This window comes from Kribbella sp. NPDC003557 (assembly GCF_040610805.1).
Taxonomy (GTDB): Bacteria; Actinomycetota; Actinomycetes; order Propionibacteriales; family Kribbellaceae; genus Kribbella.
The window spans coordinates 1,135,393-1,157,268 of sequence record NZ_JBEXMY010000001.1 but is presented as its reverse complement, the minus strand read 5'-3'; the positions used below and the strand labels follow the sequence as shown (position 1 = coordinate 1,157,268).

Sequence of the window (21,876 nt, the reverse complement as noted above, 5' to 3'; positions counted from 1 at the left end):
GGTGACCGACTTCTCCGCCGACCGTCCACTCCGGCGGGTCGCGATGATCAGCCTCCACACCTCACCGCTCGACCAGCCGGGAACCGGCGACGCCGGCGGCATGAACGTGTACGTCGTCGAGCTGTCCAAGCAGCTGGCCGGACTGGGCATCGAGGTCGACGTGTTCACCCGGGCGACCGCATCGGTGCTGCCGGCCCGCGTCGAGCTGCTGCCCGGCGTGATGGTCCGCAACGTTGCCGCGGGCCCGTACGAGGGCCTGACGAAGAACGAGCTCCCGGCCCAGCTCTGCACCTTCGCCCGCGCCGTCCTGCGCGCCGAGGCGATCCACGAGCCCGGCTGGTACGACGTGATCCACTCGCACTACTGGCTGTCCGGCCAGGTCGGGCTGCTCGCCCGGGATCGTTGGGCCGTCCCACTGGTCCACACCATGCACACGATGGCCAAGGTGAAGAACGCCAGCCTCGCGGACGACGACGTACCCGAGCCGCCGGCGCGGCTGCTCGGTGAGGAGCAGGTCGTCGAGGCAGCGGACCGGCTGCTGGCCAACACCGACGACGAGGCCCACGAGCTGATCGACCTGTACGGCGCCGCGCCGGCCAAGGTCGGTGTGGTCAATCCCGGCGTGGATCTGGAGCTGTTCAGCCCCGGGGACCAGGCCGCCGCCCGGCGCGCGGTCGGGTTGCCGGCCGATGCCGTCGTCCTGGCGTTCGTCGGCCGGATCCAGCCGCTGAAGGCGCCCGACCTGCTGATCCGGGCGGCCGCGCGGATGCTCGAGCGGGACCCGTCACTGCGGTCGAGGCTGGTCGTCGCGATCATCGGCGGGCCGTCCGGCAACGGCATGGAGCACCCCGAGTCGCACGCCGAGCTGGCGCGGGCGCTCGGGATCGACGACGTCACCCGGTTCGTGAAGCCGATGGAGCGGGCGCGGCTGGCTTCGTGGTACCGGGCCGCGTCGGTCGTGTGCGTCCCGTCGTACTCGGAGTCCTTCGGGCTGGTCGCGCTCGAGGCGCAGGCCTGCGGTACGCCGGTGGTCGCCGCGGCCGTCGGCGGCCTGAGTACGGCGGTGCTGCACGGGCGGACCGGCTTCCTGGTCCGCGGGCACGGCGTGGACGACTTCGCCGACGCGCTGTCGCGGATCGCGACGGATCCGGCCACCCGCGAGACCATGAGCCACGCGGCGGTCGAGCACGCCCGGGGATTCGGCTGGGAGCTGACCGCCCGCAAGACGCTGGCGGCGTACCGGACCGCCACGCAGACGATGGCGGCGGAGATCGCCGCGGAGGTGGCCGGGTGAGAGTTTCTGCGGCGGACGTGATCCGCCAGGTACTGACCGAGAACGAGCTCGAGTTCACCGAGAGTGAGCCCGGCGCGTTCGTCGTGGACCTGCCGGGGGAGCGGAAGCTGAAGACCACGGTCACGCTCACCGTCGGCCCGCAGGCCGTCCAGGTGCACGCGTTCGTGGCGCGGCACCCGGACGAGAACCACGCGGCCGTGTACCGCTGGCTGCTGGAGCGGAACCTGAAGATGTACGGCGTCGCGTTCGCCGTCGACCACCTCGGCGACATCCACCTCGACGGGCGGGTGCCGCTGCACGCGATCACCCCGAGCGAGGTGGACCGGCTGCTCGGTGCGGTGCTGGAATACGCCGACACGTCGTTCAACACGATCCTCGAGCTCGGCTTCGCGTCCTCGATCCGGCGCGAGTACGAATGGCGGGTGGCGCGCGGCGAGTCGACCCGAAACCTGGACGCGTTCAAGGGCTGGCTGGAGCCTCGATAACATGCGGGTATGACCTATCGCCTGATCCTGCTCCGCCACGGCCACAGCGACTGGAACGCCAAGAACCTGTTCACCGGCTGGGTCGACGTCGACCTGAACGCGCAGGGCGTCGAGGAGGCGCACCGCGGCGGTCAGCTGCTGCTCGAGCGCGGGCTGCTGCCCGACGTACTGCACACGTCGGTGCTCCGGCGCGCCATCCGGACCGCCAACATCGCGCTGGAGGAGGCCGGGCGCCAGTGGATCGACGTACGGCGGTCCTGGCGGCTCAACGAGCGGCACTACGGCGGGTTGCAGGGCAAGGACAAGAAGCAGACGCTGGAGGAGCTCGGCGAGGAGCAGTTCATGCTGTTCCGCCGGTCGTACGACACCCCGCCGCCGGCGATCGAGCGCGGCTCCGAGTACGACCAGGCCGGTGACCCGCGGTACGCCGGGCTCCCGCCGGAGATCCTGCCCGCGACCGAGTGCCTCAAGGACGTCGTCGAGCGGATGCTGCCGTACTGGTACGACGCGATCGTGCCCGACCTGCGGGCCGGCAGGACCGTCCTGGTCACCGCCCACGGCAACTCGCTCCGCGCCCTCGTCAAGCACCTCGACAACCTCGACGAGAAGACCGTCGTAGGCCTCAACATCCCGACCGGGATCCCGCTGTACTACGAGCTCGACGACAACTTCAAGCCCGTCACCACCGGCGGCGAATACCTCGACCCGGCCGCCGCCCAAGCAGCCATCGAGGCAGTCAAGAACCAGGGCCGCTAACCAAACACCCCGCGTCCGGCGCAGCGACTGCGCCCCCGACGCACCCAAACAACACGCCCCCGACGCGGCTGCCTTCCACCGGCCGCGCCGGGGGCGCCACTCGTGTTGGACTGAGGGCCCGGCGAGCGACGGGATCCGTGGGGGGGGGGGAAAAGGTCATGCCTTCGGCGCGGCTGGTTCTTGCCGGCTCCGCCGGGACGACGAGGCGCCTCTGGTCTGCGGCGCCGGCGCAGATGCAGCGGTCACCGGCCGCAAGTCCAGTCGACGCTCAACGCCATTCGACGACTCGCCTCAGGGGTAGCAGGCAAGGACTTGAACAGTTCGGTGGATCGACCTCACGCCTTAGCTTTGACCATGAGACTCCTGCGTTGACTGACGGGCACGGCGGGCATCAACGCCCTAGCGGTGATGAATTATCTGATCGGTGTCATCGATCCGGGTTGCGGTTGGTCCGGACGAGTAGCCGAGCTGATCCTGAGCTTCCCGCCGTCCGATCTCATCGGCACCGATTCGCTGGGAGCGCCTGCCAACTGGAACGAGCTCGCCTTGTGGCGGTGGCCGCAGGTCAGCGGACGCTGAGCATCCAGGCCCGCGTCCATGTCCGCTACGTTCCCGATAGCCAGACCTGTGGCGTCCACCTGATTGATCGCGCCTTCAGATGGCTCTGAGGGCGTCCTCGAAGTCGGTGACAAGGCCTTCACCGGGGAAGCGTCGTCTCAGCTCGTGGTCAAGCTCACCCGCGACCATCCGGAGGTGTACCTTCGATTGTCGCCCGTCTCGGAGGCCCTGACTGCCAAGTCCGACAGCCTGCTCAAGGTCGCCGTCGCGTCCTGCGACGAATCCGAGAATGAGTCGGCTCTCCGCGATCCGCATCGGGCTCAGCTCGGTGCCGTCGGGTGCGATGTTGTCGTGAATGACGGTTCTCGCGTACTCACTCGCCTGTTCATTGTCGCCTGCCACCCTGTGCACGTCAGCGGCGTAGTAATCCCATTTGGCCGGGTCGACCTTGAAATGATTGTCGGGCCGGTCGGGGTAGGGCCGGCGAGTGAGTAGCTCTCTGCCGGTCTCCAGCAGATGGTGTAGGCCAGATTCACCGAGGCGTGCTTTCGCCTTCGCTTCCTGAGCAATCAACTGCACGTGCACCGAGGTGTTGGGAGCTGCGGCTTGCCCTCTCTGAGAGACGTCGACGGCCTGCTTGAATCTGCCCTGTGTGAGCGCGAACCAGGCGGTCATCTCGTGGCCCCAGCCGACAATCTCGGGGTGCCCTGCTTCCAGACCGAGCTGCATTGCGGCGACTCTCGTTGATTCTGCAGCCGTGCCCATGCCCAGGTCGTATTCGACACAGCCCGCCAGCAGGGCGAGCCATCCACCGGCAACCAGCAGATCCTGATGAGCCCTCAGGCCCACAGGACGCTTCAGGAGGCCTCCTACATGCTGAAGCCATTCGTGAGCCTCTGAGCGCAGTTCCAGGGCATCTCTGCGGTTGTACTGGCAGCACAGTTCTTCGACCGTCGACTGAAGGGACTCGATGGTGTTGGAGGTCGTGTCCGACGCCTGAATCCGAGCTACCAACTCAGCGGTCTGCCAAGGCGTGTCGTTGAGCTTCGCGGCCACGGCCTGGCGTGCGGCTGTGATCAGCTGACCTTTCGCCCTCAGCGCCTTGTCCACGGCTCTCGCAAGGTCCTCGGTAGCGGTCTTCCTGCCGTTCTCGACATTGCTCAGGTAGCTACGGCTGTAGTTCGTTGCACGGGCCAGATCCGCCAGCGACCAGCCGCGATGATCGCGGTACTCCCTGAGGCGCTCTCCGAAGGCCATGCGACAAGTGTCAACCATCATCTGTATCCCTGCATCCTGTCTCAGCGGGATACACGGGAATGATCGAAATCACGATTCGTAGTGGCGATGCTTCGGACATGAACCAAATGACGCAGGGCGAACCGAAGGACGGAGGCACCTGGCCTGTCCTTCGAGCTGCCCAGGATTTCGACTGTGACGGCATCAACCGGGTGACCGAGAGGCCCTGTGTCCTCGGGGATCACCGCGGATTCCATCGCGATGAGGTCGGTGCCGAATGGCTCGACGACGGCACCGAGGATCGTCCTCAGTGGCTCGATCAGCGCCCGTACGACCCTCGCGACTGACGCGCCCGTTGTGGGCTGGATTCCTGACGAAGCCTCACACTGGCATCGCGGCTAGGACAGGGGCTCGCGAGATCAGGCCCAAGAAGACAGCCGGGTAGTCAGCCGCCAATTCTGCTTGGTTACCTGGCGGCTCCACCAAAGAGGCGTCCCCGGATTTCACAGCCGCCGGCGGACGGAGGCGTGGCTGTTCCTGTGCGATGCCAGTCGCTTGCCGGGAGCCGGTCCGCAGGGTGCGATGCACTTCGGCGAAGCCAGCAGCAGAACAGTCGCGCCGCAGGCATGTCCGCTACGACCACCGATGGCGCCGCTTTCGTCCGCTGGACAGCCGTACGCCGCGACACCAGCCCGGCCGCACGCTACGCAACCCGGCGAAGCCGGCAAGAAGACAGCCACGCCGAAGGCGTGTCCTTTCGCGTGAGCAGCTCCCGCCCGTCCAAGTGGATTCCATCTGCTTGACGTATGCCTATATGGGCATATGATGAGTCGCATGGCGCGGGCTGCGACTACTTCGGATGTGTTCAACGCTGTGGCTGAGCCGCAGCGGCGGGAGATTTTGGGGTTGTTGCGGGGGCGGGAGTGGCCGGTCGGGGATCTGGCTCTGGAGCTGGGGATGAGTCAGCCTCGGGCGTCGAAGCATCTGCGGGTGCTGCGGGAGGTGGGGCTGGTGCGGGACCGGAAGGACGGGAAGCAGCGGCTGTACGGGCTGGATGCGCGCGGGCTTCGGCCTATTCACGAGTGGGTCGGTGGGTTCGAGCAGTACTGGAACGAGAGCTTCGACCGGCTGGAGACGTACGTGCGGGACCTCAAGGACACACGGCAGGAGGACTGACCGGGATGGCAGGGACAGAACACGTGGTGACTGGTGCGGTGGCAGAGCGGGAGATTGTGATCGGTCGGGTGATCGGGGCGCCTCGGGAGTTGGTGTTCGAGGTGTTCACCGAGGTTCGGCATCTGGCGCAGTGGTGGGGGCCGAAGGGGTTCACGACCACGACTCGGGCCTTCGAGTTCCGCGTCGGCGGGCATTGGGACTTCGTGCTGCACGGGCCGGACGGGACCGACTACCAGGAATGGATCACCTGGACCGAGATCGTCCCGCCCGAGCGGATCGCGCTCAGTCACGGTGAGTCGCGCGATGATCCGAACGCGTTCGAGTCGGTCCTGACCTTCACCCCGGACGGCGCGGGGACCCGGATCGTGATGCGCACGGTGTTCCCGACCAAGGAGCTGCGCGACGAGGCGGTCGAGAAGTACCACGCGATCGAGGGCGGCCGGCAGACCCTGGACAACCTGGCTGCCTACGTCGCCGAGCTGGAGGCCTGATGGCCGGCACGGTGTACTTCGCGCTGACGATGTCGCTGGACGGATTCGTCGCGCCCGACTCCCACGCCGCGGGAGTTCGTGCCATGGACAGCTTCAAGGTGCCCGAGAAGTACCAGGACGACGCGGAGGTGCAGCACTGGCGGTCGCAGTGGGGCGAGCTGCACCAGGGGACGTTCCCGCTGCGCTTCTTCCGGGAGAACCTGAAGCTCGGCGAGGGCGGCGACGAGGGCCGCGACAACGACCGCGCGCGGGAGACGTTCGAGCGTACGGGCGCCAGTGTCATGGGCAGGCGGATGTTCGACCTCGGCGAGCTGTCCTGGCCGGAGGAGGCGCCGTTCCACACGCCGGTGTTCGTCGTGACGCACACCGAGCGGGAGCCGTGGGAGCGGCCCGGCGGTACGACGTTCCACTTCGTCACCACCGGCATCGAATCCGCCCTCGACCAGGCCCGCAAGGCCGCGGGTGACCGCGACGTCCGCATCGCCGGCGGCGGCACGACGGTGCTGCAGTACCTGAACGCCGGCCTGGTCGACGAGTTCTCGATCACGCTCTCGCCGGTGCTGTTCGGCGCCGGCATCCGCCTGTTCGAGGGCGTCGACGCGTCCAGGATCGCGCTGGAGCCGATCCGTTCGGAGCCGTCGCCGCACGGACCGACGCACCTGACCTACGCCGTCCACGCGAGGTAAACACGGGCGGCAAACACCCGAGGCAGACAACAGAACCCCCACCACCCGGCAGGTGGTAGGGGTTCTGCTCTCTATGGATAACCAGCCCGGCGGCGACCTCAGTTGCCGTTCGGGTTGGGGGTCGATGCACCGGCGCCGGAGCCGGCCGCGGTGCCGCCGACGGCGACCGGGAGTTCGCCGGTGACCAGATAGACGACGCGGCGGGCCATCGCGACGGCGTGGTCGGAGATGCGCTCGTAGTACCGGCTGAGCAGTGCCATGTCGACGGCGACCTCGACGCCGTGCGGCCAGTGCTCGTCCATCATCAGCCGGAACTGGTTGGAGCGTAGCTTGTCCATCTCGTCGTCGCTGGCCTCGAGCCGCCCGGCCGCCTCGACGTCGCGGGTGGCGATCACGTCACCGGCCGCGTCGACCATCTTGCCGGCCACCGAGCCCATCGACTCGATCACGTCGTGCAACTCGGTCGGGATCGCGGGCGCCGGGTACCGCATCCGGGCGATCTTGGACACGTGCGCGGCCAGGTCGCCCATCCGCTCCAGGTCGGCGACCATCCGCAGCGCGGCGACCAGCATCCGCAGCTCGTTGGCGACCGGGGACTGCCGGGCCATCAGTTCGAAGACTTTCTCCTCGACGCCCTCACCGGCGGCGTCGAGCTGGATGTCGGCCGCGATGACCTCCTCGGCCTTGCGGATGTCCGCCTCGAGCAGGGCCGACGTCGACCGGCGTACGGCGGTGGACACCGTCCGCGTCATCCGCTCCAGCTCGGCGAGGATGTCGTCGAGCTGCTCGTGGTACGTGTCACGCATGGTGTTCGAATCCGATCTGTGGTGTCCGGTGCCGCGGCGGGGACCGGCGTGGTGCCCTGCCCAACGGTGACCGTACGGCGTCGAGGTTGCCGGACGGCGACGAGTGGTGAACGCCTGATGAACAGTTGAGTCGTGTCCCGGTCATCCGGTGCTCATTCGGTCTTTCCCTGCTGGTCGCCCGCGTAGCATCGTTGCCGTGGACCCCACGCTGGCGGCGGTGCTGGGCGGCGTCATCGGCGCGGCCCTGGCTCTGCTTTCGCTCGGCGCGATGATGCTGTCGGAGCGCGCTCAGCGCAAGATCCCGGAGTCCCCGGAGCCGGCCGTGCCCTCCGGCGTCGCCACGGTGCTGTCGGTTCTGCGTTCCTCGGCGGTGGTGATGGGCCCCGAGGACCAGGTGCTCCAGGCCAGCGCCCCGGCGCACGTGCTCGGCATCGTCCGCGGCGAGCGCCTGGTGGTCGACGACATCCTGACCATGGTCCGCCAGGTCCGCCGCGACGGCGAGATCCGCCAGCAGGACCTGGAGATCGTCCGCGGCCGGCTCGGCGCCACGCAGTACGTCAGCGCCCGGGTGGCGCCGCTGGGCAGCCAGCTGGTGCTGGTGCTGGTCGAGGACCGCACCCGGGAGCGCCGCCTGGACGCGATCCGGCGGGACTTCACCGTCAACGTCAGCCACGAGCTGAAGACCCCGGTCGGCGCGCTGATCCTGCTGGCCGACGCGGTCTCGGAGGCCTCCGACGACCCGGAGGCGGTGCAGCGGTTCTCGGACCGGATGCGGATCGAGGCGTCCCGGCTGAGCCGGCTGGTCAAGGAGATCATCGAGCTGTCCCGGCTGCAGGGCGACGACCCGCTGGAGAATCCCGGCCCGGTCGACGTCAACGCGGTCATCGAGGCGGCGGTGGACCGCTGCCGGATCGACGCCGAGGACCGCGACATCAAGATCGTGGTGAAGACCGAGCCGGAGCTCGAGGTGCTGGGCAGTGAGGACCAGCTGTCGATGGCCATCGGCAACCTGGTCGAGAACGCGATCAACTACAGCCCGGACGGCACCCGGGTCGCGGTCGCCGCGCACCCGATCGGCGACCTGGTCGAGCTGACCGTGTCCGACCAGGGCGTGGGCATCCCGAGCGGCGACCTGGAGCGCATCTTCGAGCGGTTCTACCGCGTCGACAGGGCCCGCAGCCGGGAGACCGGCGGCACCGGTCTCGGCCTCTCGATCGTCAAGCACATCGCCTCGATCCACGGCGGTGACGTGCGGGTCTGGAGTGTCGAGGGTCAGGGCTCCACCTTCACCGTGAGACTTCCGTTGCGGCTCGACCCCGCATCGGGACAGGCCGACTCCGCCAGCCAGGAGGAGGCGGCAACACACCTGACGCCTACCCCGTCAGGTCAGATCGCAAAGGAGACAGCTTCGTGACCCGAGTGCTGGTCGTCGAAGACGAAGAGAGCTACAGCGACGCGCTGTCGTACGTGCTGCGCAAGGAGGGGTTCGAGGTCGCCGTCGCGGAGACCGGACCGGACGCGCTGGACGAGTACGACCGCGCCGGTGCGGACATCGTCCTGCTCGACCTGATGCTGCCGGGTCTGTCCGGCACGGAGGTGTGCCGGGCGCTCCGCAGCCGGGGCAACGTCCCGGTGATCATCGTCAGCGCCAAGGACACCGAGGTGGACAAGGTCGTCGGGCTCGAGCTCGGTGCGGACGACTACGTGACCAAGCCGTACAGCCCGCGCGAGCTGCTCGCCCGCGTCCGCGCGGTACTGCGTCGTGGCCAGGACGTCGAGCTGCTGCCGGACACGCTCGAGGCGGGCCCGGTCCGGATGGACGTCGAGCGGCACGTGGTGACGGTGTCCGGGACCGAGATCCGGCTCCCGCTGAAGGAGTTCGAGCTGCTCGAGATGCTGCTGCGGAACACCGGCCGGGTGCTCACCCGGGGGCAGCTGATCGACCGGATCTGGGGCGCCGACTACGTGGGCGACACCAAGACCCTCGACGTGCACGTCAAGCGGCTGCGTTCGAAGCTCGAGAAGGACCCGTCGAACCCGCAGCACCTGGTCACGGTGCGTGGCCTGGGCTACAAGTTCGAGTCCTGAGTCACACCCCCGCGGGTCGCGACGGCCTGCTGGGTTAGCTTAGGCTCTCCTTAGTTGAGGCAAGCTAAGGAGAGTCATTCATGTCCTGGTCCCGTAGCAAGGTCGTCAGTGCGGTCAGCGCCGTACTGCTCGCCACGACCACGCTGGCCGCCTGCGGCAACGACGGCGACAAGCAGGCCGGGTCGTCGGCCGAAGCGGCACAGTCCGGGTTCCCGGTCACGCTGAAGAACACGTTCGGCGAGACGACCATCACCGAGAAGCCGGAGCGGATCGTCACGCTCGGCTGGAACGCCCAGGACGTGGTCTACGCACTCGGCGAGACCCCGGTCGGGATGCCGAAGGTCACCTACGGCCCGACCCCCGAGGGCATCACCGCGTGGGACACCGGCAAGTTCGACAAGGCGAAGACGACGCTGCTGGACACCGGTGACAAGTACCCGTTCGAGCAGATCGCGGCGCTCAAGCCGGACGTCATCCTGGCCCCGTACGAGGGTTTCGACGAGGCGACGTACAAGACCCTGAGCGGGATCGCGCCGACCGTCGCGTACCCGGGGGCGCCGTGGCAGACCACCTGGCAGGACCAGACGCTGCTGGTCGGTGAGGCGCTCGGCCGGAAGGCCGACGCGGAGAAGCTGATCACCGGCATCCAGGACAAGATCAAGCAGGTCGCGGCCGAGCACCCGGAGTTCAAGGACAAGACCATCACGGTCGGCTCGTTCGGCGCGGACAACTACGTCTACATGCCGGGCGATCCGCGGGTGCAGATCCTGAACGAGATGGGCTTCAAGAACGCGCCGGGGGTGGAGGCGCTGGAGAAGACCAACACCAAGAAGGAGTTCTCGCTCGCGATCAGCAAGGAGAAGGTCGCCGACGTCGACGCGGACGTGCTGATCGCGTACGTCGACGGGATCGGGACGCAGAAGTTCCTGGCCGACCCGGTCTACTCGTCGCTCAAGGCGGTCAAGAACGGCGGCGCCTACGCGCTGCAGGACCAGCAGGTGATCTCGGGGATGAGCGCGGTCAGCGTGCTGAGCGTCCCGTGGGTCCTCGACAAGGTCCTCCCGGGCCTGTCGAAGGCAGCCTCGGCGAGCAAGGGCTGAGCGCGCAGGGTTGAAAGCCGGTACGACGAGCCGTGGCCACCGGCTCGTCGTACCCGGGAACGGGCCGTCCCGCGCCGGGCGGCCCGTTCCTGCCGTGCGGGGTCGTTACTCGGCCGGGGCGGCGGACGGCGAGTAGTGGTCCTCGGTGAGAACCGGGATGTAGGTGGAGATCGGCGCCGCGGTGCCGAAGGTGATCGTCACGTTGACCATCTGGCCGGGCTTCGCGCCGGTCACCACGACCGTCGGACCGCCGTCCTCGGCGCCCGGGGTCGGGGCCGACGGGGTCTCGGTCGGAGTGGCGGACGGGGTCGTGCTCGGGGAGGTGCTGCTCTCGGCGGCCGGCTTCTCGGCGCCGGTGCCCGGCAGGAGCAGGGCGGAGTGCGGCGCGAGCTCGACCGGCTCGGTGATCCCCGTGAAGGTGACCTCGGTCGGCTGGTCGCCGCCGGCCTGGCCGTCCGACGTCCCGGGCGGGGCCTGCTTGATGCTGACCAGGGTGTCCGCGGTGTCGCCGTCGTTGACGACCACGCTGTGCAACTCGCCCTTGCCGTCGGCGTCGGCCAGCACCAGCATGTTGCGGATCTTCAGCTGGCCGGACTCGACGTTGGTGCCCTCGGCGGCCTGGTACGGCTGCAGGGTCGGCGCGGAGAAGCTCGCGCTGCACGCCGCCAGCGCGATACTGAGAGTGGCGGCGGCACCCGCCAGCGCGGCGCGCCGGGCGAACCGCGAGGACAACGTGATCGGCACTGGAATCCCTCTCGTGCAAGCTGTTTCGGGTCTGTCGCGGCACGGTGTGCGGCGATCGCGAACCGTCTGTGGACACCGTCAGGCAGCGGCCTCCGGCGCACCACAGCGTAGCCCTCGGCGTCGGCGAGCCGGACGCCGGGATGCCTCCGGCGGGGGTCCGCGGCGGTGTCCGGAGCAGCTGTGCGCGCGCGCACGAGGCATGCGGTCGAGCGTTTGTCAAGGCGGGATGTGGGCCCTGACCAGCGCAAACGCCCCAACCGGACCACCGACCGCGTGGTAGGATAGATCTCGGAAAGGGGCACTTCACACATGACTTTCACAGTCGGCGAGACGGTTGTTTACCCCAATCACGGAGCGGCCGTCATCGAGGACATCGAGACCCGTCAGATCAAAGGTGAGGACAAGACCTATCTGGTCTTGAGGATCGTCGCTCAGAACGACCTGGTCGTCCGGGTCCCCGCGTGCAACCTCGATCTCGTCGGCGTGCGTGACGTCGTGGATCAGGCCGGCCTGGAGCGCGTCTTCGACGTGCTGCGTGCACCGCACACGGAGGAGCCGACCAACTGGTCGCGACGTTACAAGGCGAACCTGGAGAAGCTGCACTCCGGTGACGTGCTGAAGGTGGCAGAGGTCGTCCGTGACCTGTGGCGCCGTGAGCGTGACCGCGGCCTGTCCGCCGGTGAGAAGCGGATGCTGGCGAAGGCTCGTCAGATCCTGGTCTCCGAGCTGGCGCTGGCCGAGCACACCAACGAGGACAAGGCCGAGGCCATCCTCGACGAGGTCCTCGCCTCCTAACAGCCGAACGCAGTCCGAAGCAGCTTGTATGAGTAGCGCGGTCGTGATTCCCGCGGCCGGGCTGGGGCTGCGACTCGGTGGTGAGACCCCGAAAGCGTTTCGAGAGGTCGGTGGCGACTCGCTGCTGGTCCACGCGGTGCGTGGCCTGAAGGCAGCGGACGCCGCCGACCTCGTCTGTTTCGTGGTCGCCGTGCCGGCCGGCTCCGAGGAGACGGTCGCCAAGGAGCTGACGCCGTACGTCGGGGACGCGCGGCTGCTCGTCGTGGCGGGCGGCGGTGAGCGGGCCGACTCGGTGCGGGCGGCGTTGGACGTGGTGCCGGTCGACGGGATCGACTGCATCCTGGTCCACGACGCGGCGCGGGCGTTCGTCCCGGTCGAGGCGATCGAGCGGGTGGTCGCGGCGGTGCGGGCCGGCGCCGAGGCCGTCGTACCCGTGGTGCCGGTGACGGACACGATCAAGCGGGTCGGTCCGGCGGGTGAGGTGGTCGACACGCCCGACCGGTCGAGTCTGGTCGCGGTGCAGACGCCGCAGGGGTTCGCACCCGAGGTGTTGCGGCGCGCGCATGCGGCCGGCGCGGATGCCGGCGTGACCGACGACGCGATGATGTGTGAGCGGCTCGGGGTGACGGTGCGGACGGTCGAGGGTTCGGTGGATGCGTTCAAGGTGACCCGGCCGCAGGATCTGCTGCTGGCCGAGGCACTGCTGGCAGAGAGGCGGCTCGGGTGAAACTCCCGCGGGTCGGCAACGGTATCGACGTGCATCCGTTGGAGGAAGGCCGCCCGATGTGGCTGGCCGGCCTGCACTGGCCGGAGGAGACGTCCGGGCCGTCGGGTCATTCCGACGGCGACGTGGCGGCGCACGCGATCTGCGACGCACTGCTGAGTGCGGCGCGGCTCGGCGACCTCGGCTCGAACTTCGGCACCGCCGAGCCCGAGTGGGCCGGTGCGTCCGGCGTCGCGCTCCTGGCCGAAGCGGCCCGCCGGGTCCGCGCGGCCGGCTTCGAGATCGGCAACGTCACGGTCCAGATCGTTGCGAACCGCCCGAGATTCGCCCCCCGCCGCGAAGAAGCCGAGAAGGCGCTGAGCGCCGCCTGCGACGCCGAGGTCTCGGTCAGCGCCACCACGACCGACGGACTGGGCCTGACCGGCCGAGGCGAAGGCATCGCCGCCCTCGCCACCGCCCTCATCTACTGATCCACCGGATCCCTCGAGAACCTGGCGGCGCGGGGATCCAGTTCGTTGCCGAGGGGTCGGGTCAGGAGGCTGTAGAGCTCGGGGCGGCGGCCGCGGAGCCAGCGGCGCCCCGTTGCCAGCGGCACCAGGGACAGGTCCAGGTCGGCGGTGACCACCGCCTCGTCCGGGACGGGGGTCTCGGCGACGATCCGGCCGTACGGGTCGAGGATCATGCTGTTGCCGGTGCGCACCTCGTCGTCGTCGCGCCCGACGCCGTTGCTGAACAACACGAACAAGCCGTTGTCATGGGCCCGCGCCGGCAACCACCGCATCAGCCAGCCGCGCCCGCTCGGCCCGTCGAACGCCTCCGCCACAGCCGCAGGATCCGTGGCCCGGTTCTCCCACACGGACAACGGGATCGGCTTCATCCCGTGCGGACTGCGGGAGTCGGTCCCGCCGGTCTGATGCGGCGCGAGCAGAACGGTTGCGCCGAGCAACGCGGTGATCCGGACGTTCTCGACCAGGTTGTTGTCCCAGCAGATCAGCACCCCCGCCCGGAACCCCCACGGCGTGTCGAAGACCGTGTACGACGACCCGCTCGCGATCGCCTCGTGCTCGAAGGCGTGCAGCTTGCGATGCACCTCCACCCGCCCGTCCGGCAGGCAGACGGCGTAGGAGTTGAACAACGTGCCGTCGGCATCTTCCAGGAACCCGACCCCGATCCCGGCGTCGAGTTCCTTGGCGAGGGCAAGCACCCGGCCGACCTGCGGCCCGTCCGCCGGCTGCGCGAGCTCGCGCAACCGCGCCGGGGTCTGACGCCGCAGATGCCAGTAGCCGAGCAGGCACATCTCCGGGAACACGACCAGCCGGGCGCCGTCGCCGACCGCGTCCCGGGCCAGCCGCTCGACCGTGGCGAGATTGGTGGCCGGGTCGTCGGGGCTCGGCTCGAACTGGACAACGGCTGCGCGAATGAACGTCATACACCCATCGAAACGCGCTGACATCTATGACGTCCAATAGCCGTTCGGCGCAGTTCCATATCCTGGGGTTATGGATCTCCGTTTGCTCCGGGCGTTCGTCACGGTCGCCAGGCTGCGGAACTTCGGCGCGGCGGCCGCGGAGCTGTCGACCAGCCAGCCGGCGCTGACCAAGCAGATCCAGGTGCTGGAGCGCCGGGTCGGCGCGGTGCTGTTCGACCGGGGCCGCCACGGCGCCCGGTTGACGGCGGCGGGCGAGCTGCTGCTTGCTGACGCTCTGGAGTTGCTGGACCGCTCGGAGGCCTTCGAACGGCGGGCCGCCCAGGTCGCCTCCGGGGCCGAGGGATCGCTGGCGATCGGGTTCGGTCTGTCCGGGATCGAGCTGGCGCCGCGGGCGGTGGCACTGTTCCGGAGCCGGTGGCCGGGAGTGACGATCTCGCTCGAGGACATGTCGTCGGCGCTGCAGTGCGAGCGGTTGCTCGCCGGCAGTCTGCACATCGGCTTCGTCCGGCTGCCGGTGCCCGCGGGGCTCGAACACCTTCGGTTACGACGGGACCGGCTCTCACTCGCCGTACCGGCCGGCCAGGAGTTGCCGCGCGATCTGGCCGGCTGGATCGACGCACGGCCGCTGGTCCGCCTGACGCCCGGCCGTGGACCGGGCCTGACGGCCCAGATCAACACGCTGTACGCCGAGCTTGGTTGCCGCCCGCAAGTACTCCAGGAGGCGGGTGACCTGCAGACCGTCCTCGCCCTCACCGCGGCCGGCGTCGGACCGGCCGTCGTACCGCAGACCGCGGAGCGGATCGCCCCGCCCGAGGTCCGCCTGGTCCCGCTGCCCGGCCGCGCCGCCACCTGGTGGACAGGCGCCGCCTGGGCACGGAGGACGCCACTGACGGAACGCTTCGTGAAGGCCGCCGCAGAGGTCGCGAGGACCTAGCGCCTGCGCGGCAACGGCGGCAGCTCGTACGAGTCGAGCCAGGCGGCGAACAGGTGCCGCAGCGCCTCCTCGTCCGGGCTGAACGTCGTGGCCAGCGCGATGAACTCGGCAGTCGTGACCGATCCGTGCCGGTGCGTCCTGGTCCAGGTGCGCAGCAGCTCGAAGAACGCGTCGTCGCCGAGGTGCTTGCGCAGGACGTGCAGCGTGATCGCGCCGCGTTTGTAGAGGCGGTCGTCGAACATCAGGTCCGGCCCCGGATCCGACAGCATCAGGTCCTGCGGCAGGCCCCGCAACCGCGAATGCGCCTTGGCCACCTGCTGGTCCGCGGTCAGCCCGCGCGATTCCTCCGACCACAGCCACTCGGCGTAGCAGGCGAAGCCCTCGTTCAGCCAGATGTGCTGCCAGCTCGCCGGTGTCAGGCTGTTGCCGAACCACTGGTGCGCCAGCTCGTGCGCGACCAGCCGCTCCGAGCCGTTCCGCCCGTCGACGTGGTTGCTGCCGAACACCGAGATGCCCTGCGCCTCGAGCGGGATCTCCAGCGGGTCGTCGGTCACCACCACCGTGTACCCGCCGAACGGGTACGGCCCGAACTGCCGGCTGAACAGCTTCATCATGTCCTGCTGCCGCCCGAAGTCGTGCCGGAACTCGCGGATCCGCCCGGACGGCAGCGCGCCGCGGATCGTCACGGGCGCCGTGGCCAGGTCCACCTCGTCGTACCGCCCGATCTGCACGGTCGCCAGGTACGTCGCCATCGGCGCCGCCTGGTCGAACACCCACGTCGTCCGGCTCGCCTTGACCCGGCGGGACACCAGCCGCCCGTTCGCGACCACGTGGTACGGCGAGTCGGTGGTGATCGCGATGCGGTAGTGCGCCTTGTCGCCGGGGTGGTCGTTGCACGGGAACCAGGTGGCCGCGCCGCTCGGCTGACTGGCGACGATCACGCCCTCGGTGAGCTCCTCCCAGCCGAGCTCGCCCCACGGGCTGTCCTCGGGCTTCGGGTTGCCGCCGTACTGGATGTCGACCGAGAACTCGGCGCCGTCCGGGATGTTCGCGGTGATGTAGAGCTTGCCCGCGCGCTGGGTGAAGCGCTGCGGGCGGCGGCCGTTGACCGACACCTTCGACACCCGCAGACCGGACAGGTCGAAGCTGAACCGGGACAGCCGCTCGGTGGCGAACGCGGTGATCGTCGCCTTGCCGGTCAGCCGGTTGCTGTTGACGCGGTAGTCGAGGTCCAGGTCGTACGACTCGACGTGGTAGCCGGGGTTCCCGTGGGTGGGCACATACGGGTCAACCATCAGCCCTGCCAGGGAGCGCTGTGCTGCCAGGGAGCAATGGGGTTCCCGGCCCAGCGCGTACCGGCGGGCACACCTTCACCACGCATCACGAGAGACACCGGGCCGATGGTAGCCCCTGCTCCGATCCCGGCGGCCGGGAGGACGATGCCGTGTGGGCCGAGGGTCGCTCCGGGCCCGAAGGTGACTGTGTTCATGGAGAGAACTCGATCATGAAAAAGGTGCGTCTGCAGCACGCAACCGCGATTCACCGTGGCGCCGTCGCCGAGGGTGACCAGATCCGCTTCCGGTAACCAGTACGTCTCGCACCAGACGCCCTTGCCGATCTTCGCTCCGAGTGACCGCAGCCAGAGGTTGAGCACCGGCGTACCGGCGGCGGCGTTCGCGAACCACGGCGCGGAGACCAGCTCGACGAAGCTGTCGACCACCTCGTTGCGCCAGACGAACGAGCTCCACAGCGGATACTCGACGGCTCTCGTGCGGCCCACGACGACCCATTTGGCGACGGTCGCCATCCCTGCCGCGACGGCGCCGGCGGTGAGGATCACGGGGCCGGACAGCAGCATCGTCCACCACGGGCCGAGCCACAGGTCGAGCCGCTGCAGCGCGAACAGGACGCCGAGCGCGATCAGGACCGTGCACATCATCGGCACGAACCGGCACAGCTCGACCAGGGCGCGCGCCACCTTGAGCTTGGACGGCGGGTTGAACGTCCGGCTCTGGTCGCCCGCGACGGCCCGGCGGCGCAGCTTCACCGGCGGCGAGCCGAGCCACGACGTACCGGCCTTGGACTTCTTCGGCGCCGCGGACAGCACCGCGACCAGGCCGTTCTTCGGGACGCTGCGGCCGGGCGCCGTCATCCCGGAGTTCCCCAGGAAGGCGCGTTTGCCGACCTTCGCGCCGGCCACGTGCAGCCAGCCGCCGCCGAGCTCGTACGACGCGATCATCGTGTCGTCGGCGAGGAACGCGCCCTCGCCGACGGTGGTCATCTTCGGGAGCAGCAGGACCGTCGACGCCTCGACGTCGCGGCCGATCTTCGCGCCCAGCGCCCGCAGCCACCACGGCGTCAGCAGGCTCGCGTACAACGGGAAGAGCAGGGTGCGCGCCGAGTCGAGGAGGCGCTCGGTGGCCCAGACCTGCCACCCGATCCGGCTGCGGACCGGGTAGTGGCCGGGCTTGATCCCGATCCCGAGCAGCCGCACGCCGATCAGCGTGAGGACCGCGATGGTGGCGAAGCCGACCAGCGTCATCAGCGGCACCGCGCCGAGCGCGTGCAGCGCCGCGTCCTGCAGGTCCTGGGTGCCGCGCAGCGCGTTGCCGAGGACCGCGAACGCCGCGGCGGCTCCCGCCACCGGGATCAGCGACATCACCGCCGACTGGGCGCCGTACGCCGCCACCCACCACGGCGCGCGGGCCGGGCGATGGTCGGGCCACGGGTGCCGGGCGCGGCCGATCCGGGCCGCGGGGGAGCCGGACCAGCGTTCGTTCTCGGGGACCTTCCCGGACACGGCCGAGCCGGCCATGATCTCGGCGCTGCGGCCGATCTCGGTGCCCGGGAGCAGCGTGCTGCGGGAACCGACGACCGCGTCCGCGCCGACCGAGACCGGGCCGATGTGCAGCCGGTCGCCGTCGATCCAGTAGCCGGCCAGGTCGACCTCGGGCTCGATCGAGGCGCCGCGGCCCATCGTGAGCATGCCGGTCACCGGCGGCAGCGTGTGCAGGTCCACGCCGCGGCCGATCTTCGCGCCGAGCGCCCGGGCGTAGTACGCGATCCAGGGGGCGCCCGCGAGGTTGGCGGCGCCGGCCGCGTCGGAGAGGTTCTCGGCGGCCCAGAGCCGGACGTGGACGTTGCCGCCGCGCGGGTACGTCCCGGGTTTCACTCCGCGCAGCAGGATGCGGGCGCCGACGACTGCGATGCCCATCCGGCCCGCCGGGGTGATCAGCACCAGCCAGCCCGCCAGGATCCACCACCAGGACACGGTCCGCGCCCACGGCAGCGGCTCGACCAGTGCGGCGAGGAGGTTGTTCAGCGTGAACAGGTAGACCAGCCAGCGGACGCCGACGACGCTCTGCAGGATCAGCGTCAGCGCGGTCTGCAGGACCTGTGTGCTCTTCGGGGTCGGCCGGATCTCGCGCACGTCGACCGGCTCGTGCGTCACCGGCTGGACGTCGTCGAGCCGGTCGGCCAGAGCACCGAGACGCGGGTACTCGTAGATGTCGCCGACGGTGACCTCCGGGTACCGCTCGCGCAGCGCGGAGACCAGCTGCGCCGCGGCGAGACTGCCGCCGCCGTGCAGGAAGAAGTCGTTGTCGGCGCCGGTGACCTTGGCGCCGAGCACCTTCGTCCAGCGCTCGGCCAGCCAGCCCGCGGTGCCGTCGAGGTCCGCGGCCGGGCCGTCACTGTCCATGCCGGCCAGCGGCCACGGCAGCGCGTTGCGGTCGACCTTGCCGGAGGTCCTGGTCGGCAGGGTGTCGACGATCGCCAGCAACGGTACGAGCGCGGCCGGCAGCCCCTCGCGGAGCCGCTCGGTGGCCTTGGCCGTCTCGAACGCGTCCGGATCGTCCGGTACGACGTACCCGACGAGGAGCTGATTGCCGGCGGCGCTGTTGCGGACGGCAGCGGCCGCGCCGGACACACCCGGGAGCGCCTGCAGGGCCGCGTCGACCTCGCCGAGCTCGATCCGCCGGCCGCCGAGCTTCACCTGCTCGTCGGCCCGGCCCTGGAACAGCAGGCCCAGCGGGTCGGACCGCACCAGGTCGCCGCTGCGGTACGCGCGCTCCCAGCCGAGGGCCGGCATCGGGGCGAACTTCTCGGCGTCCTTGACCGGGTCCAGGTACCGGGCCAGGCCGACGCCGCCGATGATCAGCTCGCCGATCTCACCGTCGGCGACTTCGTTGCCTGCGGCATCTACGACGGCGAGGTCCCAGCCGTCCAGCGGGAGGCCGATCCGGACCGGACCCTCGCCGGTGAGCCGCGCCGCGCAGGCGACGACGGTGGCCTCGGTCGGGCCGTACGTGTTCCAGACCTCGCGGCCGTCGATCGCCAGCCGCTCGGCCAGCTCCGGCGGACAGGCCTCGCCGCCGAAGATCAGCAGCCGGACCTGGTCGAGGGCGTCCGGCGGCCAGAGCGCGGCGAGCGTCGGCACGGTCGAGACGATCGTGATGCCTTGGGCAACCAGCCACGGGCCGAGGTCCATACCGGTGCGGACCAGTGAGCGCGGCGCGGGCACCAGGCAGGCGCCGTACCGCCAGGCCAGCCACATCTCCTCGCAGGACGCGTCGAACGCGACGGACAGGCCGGCCAGGACCCGGTCGTCGGGCCCGATCGGCTCGTCCTGCAGGAACAGCCGGGCCTCGGCGTCCACGAACGCCGCGGCCGAGCGGTGCGTGACCGCGACACCTTTCGGTACGCCGGTCGAGCCCGAGGTGAAGATGATCCAGGCGTCGTCGGCGGGCTCGGGGCCGGCCGCGCCGCGTGGGGACTCCGTTGCGCTCGTGGTGTCCATACGGGCGGAGTACGGGTAGTCGAAGGCGCCGTTGGCCGCGTCGTTGTCGGTGAGCGGCGGCTGGTACGGGCGGGTGAGGGTCAGCTCGAGCTCGTCACCGACGGTGGCCGCGACGGCCGCCTCGCCGAAGACCAGCTCGGCGCGCTCCTCCGGGTCGTCGGCGTCGACCGGGACGTAGGCGGCGCCGGCCTGCAGGGTGCCGAGAATCGCGACGTACAGGTCGTTGTGCCCCGACGAGATCCGGATGCCGACCCGGTCACCCGGACCGATTCCCGCCGCGGTCAGCCGGCCGGCGAACTTGGTGGTCTGTTCCAGCAACTCGCGGTAACTGAGGCTGACGCTCCCGTCGTCCAGCGCGGGCTCGTCGGCGTACCGCCCGGCCGTCTCCTCGAACACCTCGACCAACGTCCGCGCCGCCGCCGCCAGCCTCCCGCGTCGCAACGTCACGGCCGAATATTACGCCGCCCGGTTACCACCCCGATAACCCGAAGCAAACAGTGGGCACGTCCATCAACCGCTTGTTCGAGATCGTGGAGGAGCGGAGGTGCCGGTCGGTTACTTCACGAGGTCTGTTGGTACCGCGAAGGTGTCGCAGGCCTTGTTTTCGCCGATGTTGAAGCCGTTCTGGATCCAGAAGCCCTGGCTGGTTGCCAGGCCGTGGGTGCGTTCGTCCTCGGGGGTGCTCGGTGACTCGCCGAAGCTGTTGCTGGACTGTTCCTTGAACTCGTCCAGCCGGTCCGTCAGCGGGTACGACTTCGCGACCGCCTTGCTGAACACGCCGCCGAAGCAGGAGGCCTGCAGCTCGTTGCGCCGTGAGCTCTCCAGCTTCTCGTCCGGGTGGTCCTGGAGATACGCCATACGGGCGTAGAACAGTCCTGTGATGCCTTGGACGTGGTGACCGTACTCGTGCGCGATCGTCATCAGATACGCCAGGTCCTGCTGCGGGCCGAACGCCTTGTTCATCTGCTTCACGTCGACGTACATCACCTGGTTGCCGTAGCAGTAGAACGCCAGCACCCGTCCGGACAGCGGCTGGAAGTTGCCGCACGCGGTCGTCACCGGCTGGTCGAACACGACCAGCCCCGGGTCCGGCTTGTCCTGGCCGAGCTCGTGGAAGACCGGGCGCCACGCGTCGTTCAGGCACTTGAAGAGACGCTGGTAGTAGACCTTCTGCGACGCCAGGCTGCCGCTGCCCAGGTTGGCCGCCGGGCAGTTCTGCTCCGTCAGCGGACCGGTGCGGTAGACGTCCGCGTTCAGCAGGAAGTCCTCGGCGGTGCCCTTCTGCGGGGTCGTGGTAGGCGTCGGCACGATCGACGGCCCGCTCACCTTGGGCTCAGCAGTCGTGTCCGTGCCGCTGGAACCCAGCAGCGCGGCCAGCACCGCCACGGATACGCCGATGAAGGTGAGAAGCACGAAGCCGAGCAGGACCAGCCGCAGCGGCCCGCCCCGCTTACGCGGCGGCTGGAACCCGTTGAACTGCCCCGGACCGTAGTACGGCTGCCACTGGGGCGGGTACTGCTGACCGGGGTACTGCTGACCGGGGTATGGCTGGCCGGCGTACGGCGCGCCTTGCCCGGGGCCTTGCACCGGTCCTGGTCCGTACTGGCCCTGCTGCGGCGGCCACGGCGCGGCCTGCGGTGGGGGCAGCACACCGGGCGGTGGGCCGACCGGCCTGCCTTGCGGCGGTCCGCCGTAGCCGTACGGGCTGCTCACGCTCTGGCCTCCATGGGTCGGTCGGTCAAGTTCGCTGCACGAACCGGCACGAGACTACTCTCG

General features: G+C 69.6%; 21 protein-coding genes. 14 read left to right on the top strand and 7 right to left on the bottom strand.

The genetic code is table 11. The annotated features are described in order from the left end of the window. Position 1: 1 nt before the first annotated feature. The 3 genes from mshA to ABZW60_RS05515 are packed head-to-tail and all read left to right on the top strand — an operon-like array spanning position 2 to position 2,535. Positions 2 to 1,294, top strand: coding sequence for a D-inositol-3-phosphate glycosyltransferase (gene mshA, locus ABZW60_RS05525; protein WP_355474320.1), 1,293 nt, complete (start codon positions 2 to 4; stop codon positions 1,292 to 1,294). Further along, positions 1,291 to 1,779, top strand: a complete 489-nt coding sequence (locus ABZW60_RS05520; RefSeq protein WP_355474318.1) for a YbjN domain-containing protein — start codon at positions 1,291 to 1,293, stop codon at positions 1,777 to 1,779. Before mshA ends, ABZW60_RS05520 begins: the two co-directional genes overlap by 4 nt. Before the next feature lie 9 nt (positions 1,780 to 1,788). Then, positions 1,789 to 2,535 carry a phosphoglyceromutase gene (locus ABZW60_RS05515; protein WP_355474316.1) on the top strand — a complete coding sequence of 249 codons (747 nt, stop codon included), beginning with the start codon at positions 1,789 to 1,791 and terminating at the stop codon, positions 2,533 to 2,535. A gap of 654 nt (positions 2,536 to 3,189) precedes the next feature. On the opposite strand, the gene ABZW60_RS05510 is transcribed toward ABZW60_RS05515, so the two are convergent. After that, complete coding sequence (locus ABZW60_RS05510; RefSeq protein WP_355474314.1) at positions 3,190 to 4,350, bottom strand: helix-turn-helix transcriptional regulator; 1,161 nt, start codon at positions 4,348 to 4,350, stop codon at positions 3,190 to 3,192. A gap of 59 nt (positions 4,351 to 4,409) precedes the next feature. Between ABZW60_RS05510 and ABZW60_RS05505 the strand changes: the two genes are divergently transcribed. The 4 genes from ABZW60_RS05505 (at position 4,410) to ABZW60_RS05490 (ending at position 6,682) form a co-directional block, all read left to right on the top strand. After that, positions 4,410 to 4,676: a hypothetical protein gene (locus tag ABZW60_RS05505; protein WP_355474312.1), complete on the top strand. Its 267-nt coding sequence runs from the start codon at positions 4,410 to 4,412 to the stop codon at positions 4,674 to 4,676. A 475-nt stretch (positions 4,677 to 5,151) separates the two neighbouring features. Next, positions 5,152 to 5,505, top strand: a complete 354-nt coding sequence (locus ABZW60_RS05500; protein ID WP_355474310.1) for a metalloregulator ArsR/SmtB family transcription factor — start codon at positions 5,152 to 5,154, stop codon at positions 5,503 to 5,505. 68 nt (positions 5,506 to 5,573) lie between these two features. Then, complete coding sequence (locus tag ABZW60_RS05495; protein ID WP_355474308.1) at positions 5,574 to 5,996, top strand: SRPBCC family protein; 423 nt, start codon at positions 5,574 to 5,576, stop codon at positions 5,994 to 5,996. Beyond that, on the top strand, positions 5,996 to 6,682 hold the full coding sequence (locus ABZW60_RS05490; protein ID WP_355474306.1) for a dihydrofolate reductase family protein: 687 nt from the start codon (positions 5,996 to 5,998) through the stop codon (positions 6,680 to 6,682). Before ABZW60_RS05495 ends, ABZW60_RS05490 begins: the two co-directional genes overlap by 1 nt. Before the next feature lie 98 nt (positions 6,683 to 6,780). On the opposite strand, the gene phoU is transcribed toward ABZW60_RS05490, so the two are convergent. Next, positions 6,781 to 7,488, bottom strand: a complete 708-nt coding sequence (gene phoU, locus ABZW60_RS05485; protein ID WP_355474304.1) for a phosphate signaling complex protein PhoU — start codon at positions 7,486 to 7,488, stop codon at positions 6,781 to 6,783. Positions 7,489 to 7,684: 196 nt separating this feature from the next. On the opposite strand from phoU, the gene ABZW60_RS05480 reads away from it, so the two are divergent. The 3 genes from ABZW60_RS05480 (at position 7,685) to ABZW60_RS05470 (ending at position 10,676) form a co-directional block, all read left to right on the top strand. After that, positions 7,685 to 8,902, top strand: a complete 1,218-nt coding sequence (locus tag ABZW60_RS05480; RefSeq protein ID WP_355474302.1) for an ATP-binding protein — start codon at positions 7,685 to 7,687, stop codon at positions 8,900 to 8,902. Then, a complete protein-coding gene (locus tag ABZW60_RS05475) occupies positions 8,899 to 9,576 on the top strand; it encodes a response regulator transcription factor (RefSeq protein WP_133787236.1) in 678 nt (225 codons plus the stop codon). The genes ABZW60_RS05480 and ABZW60_RS05475 overlap by 4 nt, the downstream gene beginning before the upstream one ends. A gap of 80 nt (positions 9,577 to 9,656) precedes the next feature. Beyond that, positions 9,657 to 10,676, top strand: coding sequence for an iron-siderophore ABC transporter substrate-binding protein (locus tag ABZW60_RS05470; RefSeq protein WP_355474300.1), 1,020 nt, complete (start codon positions 9,657 to 9,659; stop codon positions 10,674 to 10,676). A 105-nt stretch (positions 10,677 to 10,781) separates the two neighbouring features. On the opposite strand, the gene ABZW60_RS05465 is transcribed toward ABZW60_RS05470, so the two are convergent. Then, the gene (locus ABZW60_RS05465) at positions 10,782 to 11,420 is read right to left on the bottom strand and encodes a hypothetical protein (protein ID WP_355474298.1); all 639 of its coding nucleotides are present in this window, start codon (positions 11,418 to 11,420) and stop codon (positions 10,782 to 10,784) included. 309 nt (positions 11,421 to 11,729) lie between these two features. Between ABZW60_RS05465 and ABZW60_RS05460 the strand changes: the two genes are divergently transcribed. Genes ABZW60_RS05460 through ispF form a run of 3 tightly spaced genes read left to right on the top strand, consistent with a single transcriptional unit; the run spans position 11,730 to position 13,409 of the window. Beyond that, complete coding sequence (locus tag ABZW60_RS05460; RefSeq protein ID WP_130446326.1) at positions 11,730 to 12,215, top strand: CarD family transcriptional regulator; 486 nt, start codon at positions 11,730 to 11,732, stop codon at positions 12,213 to 12,215. A 28-nt stretch (positions 12,216 to 12,243) separates the two neighbouring features. Next, the gene (gene ispD, locus ABZW60_RS05455; RefSeq protein ID WP_355474297.1) at positions 12,244 to 12,942 is read left to right on the top strand and encodes a 2-C-methyl-D-erythritol 4-phosphate cytidylyltransferase; all 699 of its coding nucleotides are present in this window, start codon (positions 12,244 to 12,246) and stop codon (positions 12,940 to 12,942) included. Continuing rightward, positions 12,939 to 13,409, top strand: coding sequence for a 2-C-methyl-D-erythritol 2,4-cyclodiphosphate synthase (ispF, locus tag ABZW60_RS05450; protein WP_355474295.1), 471 nt, complete (start codon positions 12,939 to 12,941; stop codon positions 13,407 to 13,409). The genes ispD and ispF overlap by 4 nt, the downstream gene beginning before the upstream one ends. On the opposite strand, the gene ABZW60_RS05445 is transcribed toward ispF, so the two are convergent. Continuing rightward, positions 13,403 to 14,368 (bottom strand): nitrilase family protein, encoded by a 966-nt coding sequence (locus ABZW60_RS05445; RefSeq protein ID WP_355474293.1) that lies wholly within the window; start codon positions 14,366 to 14,368, stop codon positions 13,403 to 13,405. The two genes, ispF and ABZW60_RS05445, sit on opposite strands and share 7 nt — an antisense overlap. Before the next feature lie 70 nt (positions 14,369 to 14,438). Here ABZW60_RS05445 and ABZW60_RS05440 point away from each other — a divergent pair, with 70 nt between their 5' ends. Then, complete coding sequence (locus ABZW60_RS05440) at positions 14,439 to 15,302, top strand: LysR family transcriptional regulator (RefSeq protein ID WP_355474291.1); 864 nt, start codon at positions 14,439 to 14,441, stop codon at positions 15,300 to 15,302. Here ABZW60_RS05440 and ABZW60_RS05435 read toward each other — a convergent pair. The 3 genes from ABZW60_RS05435 to ABZW60_RS05425 form a co-directional block, all read right to left on the bottom strand. Beyond that, positions 15,299 to 16,597, bottom strand: a complete 1,299-nt coding sequence (locus ABZW60_RS05435; protein ID WP_355474289.1) for a M1 family metallopeptidase — start codon at positions 16,595 to 16,597, stop codon at positions 15,299 to 15,301. The genes ABZW60_RS05440 and ABZW60_RS05435 overlap by 4 nt on opposite strands. Continuing rightward, the gene (locus tag ABZW60_RS05430; RefSeq protein ID WP_355474287.1) at positions 16,597 to 20,547 is read right to left on the bottom strand and encodes a Pls/PosA family non-ribosomal peptide synthetase; all 3,951 of its coding nucleotides are present in this window, start codon (positions 20,545 to 20,547) and stop codon (positions 16,597 to 16,599) included. The genes ABZW60_RS05435 and ABZW60_RS05430 overlap by 1 nt, the downstream gene beginning before the upstream one ends. 108 nt (positions 20,548 to 20,655) lie before the next feature. After that, entirely contained in the window at positions 20,656 to 21,813 is a 1,158-nt protein-coding gene (locus ABZW60_RS05425; protein WP_355474285.1) for a neutral zinc metallopeptidase, read from the bottom strand. Positions 21,814 to 21,876: the final 63 nt, after the last annotated feature.

What these genes read in the sequence shown, in the direction of transcription:
- ABZW60_RS05515 (WP_355474316.1), top strand. Translation starts at nt 1,789, where the DNA reads ATGACCTATCGCCTGATCCTGCTCCGCCACGGCCACAGCGACTGGAAC.
- ABZW60_RS05510 (WP_355474314.1), bottom strand. Translation starts at nt 4,350, where the DNA reads ATGGCCTTCGGAGAGCGCCTCAGGGAGTACCGCGATCATCGCGGCTGG.
- ABZW60_RS05505 (WP_355474312.1), top strand. Translation starts at nt 4,410, where the DNA reads ATGATCGAAATCACGATTCGTAGTGGCGATGCTTCGGACATGAACCAA.
- ABZW60_RS05500 (WP_355474310.1), top strand. Translation starts at nt 5,152, where the DNA reads ATGATGAGTCGCATGGCGCGGGCTGCGACTACTTCGGATGTGTTCAAC.
- ABZW60_RS05490 (WP_355474306.1), top strand. Translation starts at nt 5,996, where the DNA reads ATGGCCGGCACGGTGTACTTCGCGCTGACGATGTCGCTGGACGGATTC.
- phoU (WP_355474304.1), bottom strand. Translation starts at nt 7,488, where the DNA reads ATGCGTGACACGTACCACGAGCAGCTCGACGACATCCTCGCCGAGCTG.
- ABZW60_RS05470 (WP_355474300.1), top strand. Translation starts at nt 9,657, where the DNA reads ATGTCCTGGTCCCGTAGCAAGGTCGTCAGTGCGGTCAGCGCCGTACTG.
- ABZW60_RS05460 (WP_130446326.1), top strand. Translation starts at nt 11,730, where the DNA reads ATGACTTTCACAGTCGGCGAGACGGTTGTTTACCCCAATCACGGAGCG.
- ispD (WP_355474297.1), top strand. Translation starts at nt 12,244, where the DNA reads ATGAGTAGCGCGGTCGTGATTCCCGCGGCCGGGCTGGGGCTGCGACTC.
- ABZW60_RS05445 (WP_355474293.1), bottom strand. Translation starts at nt 14,368, where the DNA reads ATGACGTTCATTCGCGCAGCCGTTGTCCAGTTCGAGCCGAGCCCCGAC.
- ABZW60_RS05440 (WP_355474291.1), top strand. Translation starts at nt 14,439, where the DNA reads ATGGATCTCCGTTTGCTCCGGGCGTTCGTCACGGTCGCCAGGCTGCGG.
- ABZW60_RS05435 (WP_355474289.1), bottom strand. Translation starts at nt 16,597, where the DNA reads ATGGTTGACCCGTATGTGCCCACCCACGGGAACCCCGGCTACCACGTC.